The organism is Rhodoferax sp. (assembly GCF_012927445.1).
GTDB lineage: Bacteria > Pseudomonadota > Gammaproteobacteria > Burkholderiales > Burkholderiaceae_C > Rhodoferax.
Genome location: NZ_JABBPD010000007.1, coordinates 43842 through 56111, shown reverse-complemented (window position 1 = coordinate 56111; position 12270 = coordinate 43842). Strand labels below are relative to the sequence as shown.

4 protein-coding genes are annotated in these 12270 nt (G+C 58.1%); all 4 read left to right on the top strand.

All coding sequences use genetic code 11. The annotated features are described in order from the left end of the window. Positions 1–170: 170 nt before the first annotated feature. The 4 genes from HHJ17_RS11935 (at position 171) to HHJ17_RS11920 (ending at position 12195) form a co-directional block, all read left to right on the top strand. A complete protein-coding gene (locus HHJ17_RS11935) occupies positions 171–1982 on the top strand; it encodes a recombinase family protein (protein WP_296505948.1) in 1812 nt (603 codons plus the stop codon). 371 nt (positions 1983–2353) lie between these two features. After that, positions 2354–3820 carry a DNA (cytosine-5-)-methyltransferase gene (gene dcm, locus HHJ17_RS11930; protein WP_296505947.1) on the top strand — a complete coding sequence of 489 codons (1467 nt, stop codon included), beginning with the start codon at positions 2354–2356 and terminating at the stop codon, positions 3818–3820. Positions 3821–4008: 188 nt separating this feature from the next. Beyond that, positions 4009–9318, top strand: coding sequence for a DEAD/DEAH box helicase (locus tag HHJ17_RS11925; RefSeq protein WP_296505946.1), 5310 nt, complete (start codon positions 4009–4011; stop codon positions 9316–9318). Between the two features lie 18 nt (positions 9319–9336). After that, positions 9337–12195: an SNF2-related protein gene (locus HHJ17_RS11920; protein WP_296505945.1), complete on the top strand. Its 2859-nt coding sequence runs from the start codon at positions 9337–9339 to the stop codon at positions 12193–12195. Positions 12196–12270: the final 75 nt, after the last annotated feature.

Sequence of the window (12270 nt, the reverse complement as noted above, 5' to 3'; positions counted from 1 at the left end):
GTCGATGGCCCTGCACTTTGAAATGTGACAACGGGGCTGGCAGCACAGGTAAAGGACATATGTCCGGACAGGAAACACATGAAAAAACTGATTCCAGAGGTTATTGATTTGGTCGAGGTATTGGCAGAGATCGCTGCTTCCATGAAACCGCATCACAGCGAGGCTGATACATGCAAAACAAGCAATCCCACCGTTGGGACCCAGTCACCCCGGTACTCGGTAGCACAGAGAGTGCCACCGTCAAAAGCAACCCATCCACCAGCACCCCGGAAAACAGGGGGCAAGGCATGAGAGTTGCCGTTTACGCCCGATATTCGGACGACAAGCAAAAAGCGACGTCGATTGATGACCAGATTCACATGTGCCGGGAAACGGCCGAACGCATGGACTATGTTGTCTGTGATGCGCTCATCTTCAACGATGACGCTATATCAGGGCAGGGCAAGAAGACCCACAAGCGAACCCGATATCTTGCGTTACGCGACGCGATTCGCGCTGGTGAAGTCGATGTGCTGATTTGTGACCAGCAATGTCGTCTTGCCCGCAGTGCCAAGGAAGCACTGGACTTCTTGGACGACATGAGTAAGCACAACGTGCGCTTGTTGACGGCCGACGGGTTTGACTCGCACGAAAAAACGGCGCGGCTGGTCTTCAGCATTAAGTCGGTGTTCAGCGAGTTCTTCATCGACGAGACGCGGCATCGCGTCTTTCGCAGCATGAACGGGGAGTTTGACCGAGGGAGCATGGTCACTGCCATCCCGTACGGCTACGAAATCGACGTTGTGCGCAGCAACGTTACCGGACAGTGCATCTGGTCCATCAACGAAGACGAGGCCACGGTCGTTCGGGAGTTATTCCGACATCGGAAAAATGGCATGAGTCTGAGCCAGATTGCGGCCATTCTGAACGGGAGAGGCGTTCCGACATCGCGCCAGGAGGGGCATGAGAAGAAGCTGTACTGGCGGGCGTCGGCCATCTGGCGCTTGTTGGAAAACCCAATGTACAAGGGCCTGTACCAAGTCAACTTCGGCAGGGACAAGCTCGAAGAGCGGCGAACGGCCCAACGCCTGATGACGGACCTGGCTTTGGTGAGTGAGTACGAGTGGAATGTCGTCCAGGAGATGGGCAAACGCAGCCCCCCGGTTGCCGAAAAGCTTATCGCCCAGGGTACAAAGGGGCAGCGGGGTGCCTATGGCGGCGGCAAGCATCCGTTCACAGGAGTTTTCCGGTGTGGAACGTGTGGTGTGTATTTGTCTTGCCATCACCCGCGCTCGAATGCAGGAACCTTGCATTGCATCCAATGTGAGCATGCAACCAATGTTGGCGTACCCGGACGGCAACCCTTGTATTTGTCCATGAAGGGCGTACACGTGATGCTGCGCTGGTTACTCCAGCAGGTGCTTTCAGCCGACGTGGTGAGTCGTTATCGCGCGGTCTTGAAAGAGCGCTTGGTCGGCGGGCGCGAGGCTGAACTGGAGGCTGCCAAGCAGGATTTGGGAAAAGCTGAGCGCAGCCAAGCTCGCCTAGCCCGGCTGCTGCAGCAAATTGAGGCCGATGACCCGGTGCTGGAGGAGCAGTACCGGAAGACTCGTACTGAAGTGCTGGAGCTCAAGCACAAGCTCCATGAACTGGAGACCGGTCTCCGCGATTTGAATGTGGAAGCGATTCGTCGCCAGCTCGACATAGACCTGAGCGCTGTGGTTGACCAGTTCCTCGCAGACGCGATCGCCCCCGAGCGGACTCGGGCTCTTTTGAACCGAATTTTTCCAGCCCTTATCTTGCGGGGCAAGACCAATCGCTACACAGCAATTTTTGAGGTGCATGTGAAGCCAGGTGCCATCTTGGCAGAGGCCACGGACACGCCAGTATTGGTGGATGGCAACGAAGTGCTGTGGGTGCGTTTGACAACATCAGGCAGCAAGTTCCCAAGCTGGACTGTGGATGAAATCGAACCCCCTTTGACAGAGACTTCATCCGCTTGACGATGCGTTTGTGTCGCCCCTGGTCGTTGTGTTGGGCAATGACCAGGGGCTTTTTGCTGGCGGCGTCAAAAGCGACCGTAAATACAGGGAGTTTTGCAACCCTAATTTGTTGCCGATGGGTCACCCTTCGCAACAAATTAGGGTTTATGCATTCAGTCCGTACGAAAGAGGGTTGAAGCGATCTGTTTGGGGCAGACCGCCACCGAGCGGCCATGGTCGCGTCGAAAAAATTATCGGAGCATGGCAATCATGTGACCCCCAAATCCCTATACCTCTGACCGGTGCTCATACGCGCCAGTCAGAGTCCATAAGTCTGCGCGGTCGCACAGCGCTCACTGACGTCGACACCGGTGTTTCACCGGAGTCGATAGATGACGCACAACAATGCCAGCGCGCATTCTTTACAGTCCCTTGGCGCGAGCCAGGGCCACGAGCAAGACCACAAGCCGCCCCTTCGGGTTCTCGAGCTGTTTGCCGGCGTAGGTGGGTTCCACCTGGGTTTGGAACGGGTCAATCAGCAACGCATATCCCAAGGGCTACCACGAGCCTTTCAGTTGGTGTGGGCCAATCAATGGGAGCCAGGCAGCAAAGCACAGCATGCAGCCCGCGTGTATGAGGCCCGTTGGGGGCTCGCCCCGGTTAACCGCGACTTGTTTGCGGTGCTTCAAGATGAAGCGGAGCTAGGTCGCCTGCACTCGCTCTCCCCAGACATGCTCGTGGGAGGCTTCCCTTGCCAGGATTTCTCGGTTGCCAAGCCGTTGTCTCAAAGCCAAGGGCTCGAAGGTGCAAAAGGCGTTCTTTGGTGGGGAATTCATCGACTGCTGGATATCCGGCGTCAAGCGGGGAAGCCGATTCGTATGGTGGTGCTGGAAAATGTGGACCGGCTACTGAGCAGTCCAGGCAAGTGCAAGGGGCGGGACTTCGCCACCATGCTGTCGAGCCTGCAGGCGTTGGGCTATGCCACCAGTTGGCAGGTAGTTAACGGTGCAGACTACGGCAGCCCCCAGCGTCGCCGTCGGATTTTCATGGTTGCAGTGCACGAGTCATCGTCTGATTACATGCGGTGGCAGCACTGTATCGATGCGGCTCCGTTGGACTGGCTGATCGGCGAGTCGCCGTTAGGCCAGGCATTTCCGACAAAAGCGGTCGGTGAACTCAAGCACGTGCATGTGTCAAATGATGTCAAAAAGGTGGGAGAAAGCTTCTGCCCGACAAAGAAGGGGACAACGCCCTTCCTGAAGTCCGGTGTGTGCATGGGCGGTAACGTTTGGACGGTGGATGTCCGCCCACATTTTGTCTGTGCAAATGGAGCATACGCTGAGAATGTCACCCCCAAAACCCTTGGGCAAGTCGTAGCCAAAACAGTCAGCGTGGCTGAGAAGTTTTTTCTGGACGGCGATGCTTTGTCGCGGTGGCAACATGCAAAAGGAAGCAAAAGCGTTGCAAGGGTAAGTCGAAGCGGCCACGCCTATCAATTCAGTGAAGGTGCGCTGTCGTTTCCGGACCCGCTCGACAAGCCTTCACGTACCGTTTTGACATCTGAGGTGGGGGCCTCTGCCTCGCGCACCCGGCATGTAATTGCGCATTCAGACGGAAGGTTGCGACGCTTGACTCCCGAAGAAGTTGAGGAGTTGATGGGTTTCTCGAGGGGGTTCACGGCTTTGCCGGGAATTTCGGACACACGACGGGGGTTTTTGATGGGAAATGCCTTGCTGCCGGGATTAGTGGCCCGCCTTGGCCAGGCCATTTTGGGGCAAATGACGCATGCGCAGAGCGAGGTGCGCGACTCTTTCCCAAGCGTCGGAGGCCTTGATGAGTCGGTCATCGCCGCCGGTTAGGCCACGGCATTTGGGCGTTTTGAAAGCAGAGGCGCCGTTGGCGCTTCTGCTTTCTTCTGGATATCCTGAACTCGGCTTAACCGGGCGGGTTTGGGAACTCTGAGTCCGTTACAGTTGGAGAAAATTCGAACAAATTGGAGTGGCGTTTACGGAAAGCAGATGCCAGCCAACAAATCAGGGACTCAGGCATGGATGATGTTTTCAGTTTTCGCAACCGGCTCATTGACGAATACAGCTCGTTTTCACGCAGCTTTTCCAAGGTTGCGGCACAAGACATTCTGACCAAGGTAGAAGAAGAATATGCCCGTGGTCGATACTGGCCAGAGCCACTGATTCAAATTAACCCCAATTACAAGCGCAGTGGCACGGTTCAGCAGTTAGCCACGGACGGGATACTGCACGCTGATTGCGCGCACATTTTTCAGACTGGAAAAACGGAGGGTAAGCCATCGGACTTGCATCTCTATGTCCATCAGTTGCAGGCCCTGGCCAAGGCTCAGAACCAGCAAAGCTACGTGGTAACCACCGGCACGGGCTCCGGTAAGTCACTGGCGTTCTTCATTCCCATGATTGACCGCATCGTCAAAGCCAAGGCGACTGACCCGCAGAAGCGCACGCGGGCCATCGTTATTTACCCGATGAACGCCTTGGCCAACAGCCAACTGGAAGAGCTGGACAAGTTCCTGCATGGCTACCCCAAAGGTGAGGCTCCCTTTACGGTGGCCCGTTACACCGGGCAAGAAAGTAAGACAGAACGGCAAGAAATTGCCGACAACCCGCCCGACATCCTGCTCACCAACTTCATGATGCTGGAGTTGATTCTGACGCGCTTTGAGGCTGTAGACCGTCAGGTGGTCGAGCACTGCCAGGGGCTTGAATTTCTGGTGCTGGATGAGCTCCATACTTACCGAGGGCGGCAGGGGGCCGATGTGGCTCTGTTGGTGCGTCGTTTGCGCGAGCGCCTGAAGGCTGAGCAACTGGTCTGTATTGGTACCTCTGCCACCATGTCCTCCACCGGCACGCAAGCCGACCGCAATCAAACGGTGGCAAGTGTCGCCAGTTTGTTGTTTGCTGCATCCATCACCGAGCACGATGTGATTGGTGAAACCTTGCAGCGTGTCACCAACCCTGGCAAGGACGTACAGGCCATCAAGTCGCTGCTCAAGGCTGTTTTATTGAGATGTGCCCATGCTTGGGCAGATTTTGACGCTTTTAGCGATGACCCGTTGGCCATTTGGGTCGAGCTGACGCTGGGCATTGAGCTACCCGCAGATGAGCCACCCCGTCGCGCAAAGCCCATCACGATGAAAGATGCCGCTGGCCGTTTGGCGGCCGATGCGCAATGCACCTTTGATGAGGCCATGGCTGGCTTGCAGCGCTTTTTACTAGCGGCCCACGACGTCAAAACTCTGCAAGGTCGGCCACCCTTCGCCTTCAAATTGCACCAGTTCATCAGCGGCCCTGGCAAGGTGCTGGCGACGCTTGAGCCAGAGGGCGTACGCCACATCACCCTGGATGCCCAACGCTACGCCCCGGGTCGGCAGGAAGAGGGGGCCCAGCTGTACCCGGTTCACTTCTGTCGCGACTGCGGGCAGGAGTACCACCCCGTATGGCGCGCTGGTCAGGCCCAGCAGGAATACACCCCGCGTGAGATTGACGACATCTCGGGCGATGATGATGAGAACGCCCGCTACGGTTTTTTGTGCCCATCTAATCTGCGTCAGTCCTACAAAGGCAGCATTGAGGACTTGCCAGAATCCTGGTTGGACCTGGCCAAGGCCGAGCCCAAAGTCAAAAGTACCTTCAGAAAATATGTTCCGGAAGACGTGCAGGTCAGTCCGCAGGGCTGGCAGGGTCGTGGTGAGTCCTATTGGTACATCCCTGGCAAATTCCGCTTTTGCCTGAACTGTGGCCAAACCCATGAGGTTCATGGCAAAGACATCAACCGACTGGCAAGCCTTTCCGGAGAGGGGCGTTCGTCGGCGACCACGATCCTTACCCTGAGCGCCATCCGGCAGCTCTTTGATGTGAAGGACATGCCGTCCGACCAACCTGATCCGCGCAAGTTACTTGGCTTTACGGACAACCGGCAGGATGCCGCCTTGCAGGCGGGGCATTTCAATGACTTTGTGTTTTTGCTCACCCTGCGCTCAGCCCTGATTGGCGCTTTGCAAAACCACCAGGGCATATTGACAGAAGAAACCCTGGCGGATGCCGTCTTTAAGGCGCTGGGGTTTGACAAGACTGACTTTGGCACGCTGGCCGAATACCTGCGCACACCCAAGCTAATGGGTCTGGCACGTCAAGACGCGCAGCGCACCATGCGTTTCATCATCGGTTACCGCCTTTTGCGCGACCTGCGGCGTGGCTGGCGTTTCAATAATCCCAATCTGGACCAGCTCAACCTGCTGTCCATTGCCTATCGGGGACTTGATGAATTTGCGACAGAGGCTTCGCTGTTTGCCAAAAGCCCCGTCTTGACCCGCATCAGTCCGCAGCAGCGTGGCATTCTTGCACGCATGGTTTTCGACAGCATGCGCCGCAGCCTGTGCCTGGAAACGCGTTACCTGGATGCCGTGGAACAAGACAAGGCCAAGACGACAGCGCACCAGTACCTGAATGAGCGTTGGGCATTTGCGTCGGATGAGAATCTGGAAACAGCCAAATACCTGATCCTGACCAAACGCCCTGAATACAAAGGCAAACCTCGTGTCGACCTGGTGCCGGGAGGTTCTCGCTCCCGACTTCTCAAAGACCTCAAGGCAGCGTCATTTTGGAAAGACAGCGCGGCGGCTGGACAGGTTGTCGGTTGGAAGGATCCACAGTGGGTGGAGTTGATGGAGCAGTTGCTTCAAGCGGCGTCTAACTATGGCTATGTCCAGAAGTTTGACGTTGACAGCCAAGTCATTGGCTGGCGCCTCAACGCTTCCACCATGGATTGGTTGCTGGTGGACGAGTCGCGGGCACTGGAAGACGGCAAACACAACCAGTTCTTCCGCAATCTGTACCAGGCGGTGGCCTTGACCCTGCGTCAACAGGGGCATCCCTTGTTCGACTTTGAGGCCCAAGAACACACTGCGCAAGTGGATTCCGCCCGCCGTCAGCTGCTGGAGCAGCGCTTCCGCTACACCGAAAAAGACCGTAAAGACTGGCTGGACAACCCCGCGCATGAGGCTCCGCTGGAGCGCCTGCCAGTCATGTTCTGCTCGCCCACCATGGAGCTGGGCGTCGACATCTCAGCCCTGAACACGGTCTACCTGCGCAACGTACCACCCACTCCCGCCAACTACGCCCAGCGCAGCGGTCGAGCGGGGCGCTCAGGGCAGCAGGCCTTGGTCATCACTTACTGCGCCGCACTCAGCCCACATGACCAATGGTTTTTCCACCATGCCACCGAAATGGTGCACGGCATCGTCAAGCCGCCCACCCTGGATCTGGCCAACCGCGATTTGATTGAAAGCCACTTGCATGCTGTGTGGCTGGCTGCCGCACAGGTGCAGCTGGACACCAGCATTGCACCCATGCTCGATTTGGAGCAGGTAGATAAACCATTGCAGCCCGCCCTGCGTGACAAGCTCAATGCCCCCGAGGTAACGGCCCGCGCTCTGCAGAGTTCCCACGGCTTTGTTGCCCAACTTGCTTCCGTGCTCAACAGCAGTCCTTGGTTCTCCGCCGACCATGTGGCCGCCACCATTGAGCGTGCGGGCCAAGACTTCAGTGCCGCCTTTGAGCGCTGGCGTGCATTGGTGGATGCCACACGCAAGCAAATGGACATGGCGGATCAGGTGGTTAAAAGCTACACCACCTCGCACGCTGAAAAGCAAAATGCCCAGCGCCGTTATGGTGATGCTGCCCGCCAGTACAGTGTTTTGCTCAAGTCGGGCAACGGTCAGAACTCTGATTTCTATACCTACCGCTACTTGGCAAGCCAAGGCTTCTTGCCCGGATATAACTTCCCACGTTTGCCTTTGATGGCCTGGATACCCGCCAAGGGTGGGACTGGGGCCAAAGGCAAGGATGACGAAGGCAGCATGGTCAGCCGCCCGCGTTTTCTGGCGCTGTCCGAATTCGGCCCCCGCAGTCTCATTTACCACCAGGGTCGCATGTACCGTGTGGTGCGCGCCAAGCTCAATGTCGGCTCGTCTGACCACATCTCTGGCAATAGCACCCTGGCTACCGTGGCCAGCCGTGTCTGCAGCCAGTGCGGTTATGCCCATATGGGCGGAGAGGATGGCACTGAGCCACTCCAAAACTGCTGCGAAAATTGTGGCGCTCTGTTGACCGACCTCGATTGGGTCAGAGACCTCTACCGCATTGAAACTGTCGAAACCATCCCTGTTGAGCGCATCTCCATCAACGATGAAGACCGCCAGCGTCAGGGCTTCGAGCTGCAAACCACCTACCGCTTCCTGCCAGGATTGGACGGCAAGATCGCGCAGCACAAGTCACTTATTAGCAGTGGCAGCGGTGAAGAGGCGCAAGCCTTGGCCGCGCTGACGTATTCTCCCGCGGCGCAAATCTGGCGCATCAACCGCGGCTGGCGCCGCCGCAAAAACAAAAACCAGCTCGGTTTCTACATCAACCCCATCACCGGCCAGTGGAGCAAGAAAGACGAGCCAGGTGCCACCGAAGACGGCAGTAGTGACGATGGCTTGCTTGACAAGGTACCTAACCAGCAAATCGTTCCCTTCGTGGAGGACCATCGCAATATCCTCATCCTGGCCCCCAACGTGCCGCTTGATTTGGAAGCCATGGCCACCCTACAAGCCGCACTCAAGCGCGGCATTGAAATGACCTTCCAGATTGAAGAATCTGAATTGGTAGCCGAGCCCTTGCCCAAACAGGACGACCGTAAGGCCCTGCTGTTTTACGAAGCGGCTGAAGGCGGTGCCGGTGTTTTGACCCGGTTAGCCACAGAGCCCCAGGCCATGGCCCAGGTAGCCGCTGCGGCCTTGCGCGTGATGCACTACAGTGAACCTGCAGGACCTTGGTCGGTGGAGGGCTTGCCCGATCTGGAACAAAAGACGCAGGACGGGCACAGCATTTGCGAAGCCGGTTGCTACCAGTGCCTGTTGTCGTATTTCAATCAACCCGACCATGACCACATCAACCGCCGCAACACGCAGGCCATTGAAATGTTGGTTGTCTTGGCCAACGCCCAGGTAGCTGCCGCACCTGCTGATCCAAGTCAAACGTCCGCTTCTAACTCGCCCGCCGCGGTGGGGGATGCTGGCACACATGACGTACTTTTTGACCAATGGAAACAAGCGCTTCAGGCAGGCGGGCACAAAGTGCCGGATCAAACTCAGTTGCCAGTGCTCGGCGGTCAACTTATCGTGGCGGGTCAGTACAAAGCTGCCCGCACCCTGGTGATATTGCAGCCTTTGCAAGCCGCATGGCAGGCCGAGCTCACCGATAAAGGCTGGTCCGTCATAAACATGTCTAATTCAGCCCAGTGGACAGAGCAGTTCGCCGCTTATCCTCATGTCTTTCGTTAATTCCAATCCTTTGCACGCATGACCACTGCTACCCATGATTTCCATCCCGGCAACCTGGTGCGCGCGCGCGGGCGTGAGTGGGTGGTGCAGGCCAATACTCAATTGGATTCCCGGCAAGCTGACGGCAGCAGCCTGCTGCGCTTGCGCCCCTTGGGCGGTGCGGATGAAGACATCATCACCCTGATACCTGAGCTGGAATTTGTACCCGTAGAGCCCGCCACATTTGCCTGGCCCAACCCTGAGCAGCCCGGCAACCACGCTGCCGCCTTGCTCTTGCGCGATGCCTTGCGGCTGAAGCTGCGTGCTGGTGGTGGGCCCTTCCGCTCTTTCGGCAACATCGCTGTGGAGCCGCGCGCCTACCAACTGGTGCCCCTGCTCATGGCCCTGCGTCTGAGCACTGTGCGCCTGTTGATTGCTGATGACGTGGGTATCGGCAAAACCATTGAGGCCGGTCTCATAGCGCGCGAGCTGATGGACCGTGGCGAAGTGAGTCGTTTAGCCGTGCTTTGCCCTCCCCACTTGGTAGAGCAGTGGCAAGCGGAGTTGCAAGGTCACTTCAATATGCAGGCAATCGCCCTCACGTCTGCCAGTGCCAGCCGGGTGGAGCGCGATTTGCCCCATGGCGTGGGCCTGTTTGACCAGCACCCCATCGTGGTGGTGAGTCTGGACTACATCAAAAGTGAGCGCCACCGCGAACACTTCTTGTCCATCGCTCCTGAATGCATCATCGTGGACGAAGCACACACTTGCGCCAGCAGTGGTGCTGGTAAACAATTGCGGTTTGAGCTGCTACAACGCCTTGCCAAAGATGCAGAGCGCCACCTGCTGCTGCTCACCGCCACCCCGCACTCGGGTGATGAGATCGCGTTTTACAACCTGCTCTCCCTGCTCGACCCCGCCTTTTTGGGCCTGCAAACCAGAGCCTCGGCCGATGACCCGTTGCGCCAGCAATTGGCACGTCACTTTGTGCAACGCCGTCGCAAAGACATTGTGGAATGGCAGGTTGAAACCCATGATGGCCGTGGCTTTGCCCGCCGCATGAAAACCGAGCTCACCTACAAACTCACCGGAGACTGGGGCGCTTTTTTTGATGCTGTACAAGCTTACTGCCGCGAGATGGCCGAATCGGTGGAGCAAACTCAGCAAGGCAGCGCCCGCCTGATCTGGTACGCCACGCTGGCCTTGCTGCGGTGCGTGGCTTCCAGTCCGGCCGCTGCAGTCAAGGCGCTGACTACCCGCCTGGAAGGCAAAACCGAAGCCCTGGCGGCTGAAGGTGATGATGAACTGCTTGAAGACGATCGCCTGCACGACGGCCAAGCCGACGACCTGGGCAGCAACGACCTGGAGCCCGCTGGTCAAATTAGCGACCGCCTGCAAAATGCCCAGCGCTTGCAGGCCCTCATCCTTGAAGCCCAGCGCTTGTCCGGCAAAGCAGGTGACCCCAAGCTGGCCGCCCTCGTCACCCATATGGAAGGGCTGGTGAAAGACGGCTTCGCCCCCGTGGTGTTCTGCCGCTATGTGGCAACCGCGCACTATGTGGCTGCCGAGCTGAAAAAGAATTTCCCCAAAGTAATGGTGGACGTGGTGACGGGTGAACTCAGCCCTGAAGAGCGCCGCGACAAGATCGAGAGCATGGAGGAGGGTGCAGACACGAATGGTGGCCGCATCCTGGTCGCCACTGACTGCCTGTCCGAAGGCATCAACCTGCAACATCTCTTTACTGCCGTGGTGCATTACGACCTGGCCTGGAACCCCACCCGCCACGAGCAGCGCGAAGGCCGAGTAGACCGCTTCGGCCAGCAAGCCCCCGAGGTGCGCTGCACCATGCTCTATGGCCAGGACAACCCGGTAGACGGCTTTGTGCTCAACGTTATCTTGCGCAAGGGCGAGGCCATCCAGAAAGAACTGGGCGTACTGGTGCCCATGCCTGAGGACAAGCTCCGCATCAACCAGGCCATGGTGAAAGCCGCACTGATGAAGCGCGACTCATCGCGTAGCCAGCAGCTGGGTTTTGACTTTGCCGAGGCCGAGCAGGTGCTGGCCCCCTTGCAAACCCTGTGGACCGATGCCCTGGAAAAAGCCAAGGCCAACCGCACCGTCTTCGCCCAGCGCCGTATCCGGCCCGATGAAGTGCTGCCCGAATGGCAAAAACAGCAAACCGCCCTTGGAAGTAGTGCTGATGTGCAGCGCTTTGTGCAAAGTGCCTGCGCCCGCCTGAACGCCCCGCTGGAGCCCGCCCGCGGCCAACTCCACCGCCTGCCCACCCAGCACCTGCCCGAAGCCCTGCGCCAGCGCTTGGCCGACGAAGGCCTGGTGTCCGATAGCCGCAAGCCCGTTCTTAACCTGGACTTTGCGGACCTGCACCGCAGCCACCCGCTGGTCACCGTGCTTGCCGACCACCTGATTGAAAACGCCTTGCAGGGCGAATCCAGCATTACCGCGCGGTGCGCCGCCACCATCACCGATGCGGTGGACGTGGTCACCACCATCTACCTGCTGCGCTTGCGCCACCAGTTGGGCTACGTGCGCCGCCGCCAGCCTTACCAAATGATGGCGGAAGAGACCGTCGCCTTGGCCGTGAAAGGCCGCAGCAACCCTGAGTGGCTGAGTGACGACGCCACCGCCCAGCTGCTGGAATGTCAGCCCACCGGCAACCTGCCGCGTGAGGCCATGAGCCGTGAAGTGGCGCTTGCGCTGGACTTTTTGCAGGCCCACCCCCAGCGTCTGGAAGCCTTGGCTCGGGAGCGCGCTAAGGTTTTGCTTGCAGACCATAGCCGCGTGCGCGAAGCCGCCCGCGACGTGGGCCAGTACAGCGTGGCCCCTTGCTTGCCGGTTGATGTGATTGGCGTTTACGTGCTCCTGCCTGATGTTTTATAAGCTAAATCGACCTCTAGCCCCCGTAGAAATTGCGCAAGAAGCTCCTATATTTATAGCGACATTCAGATTGCCCTG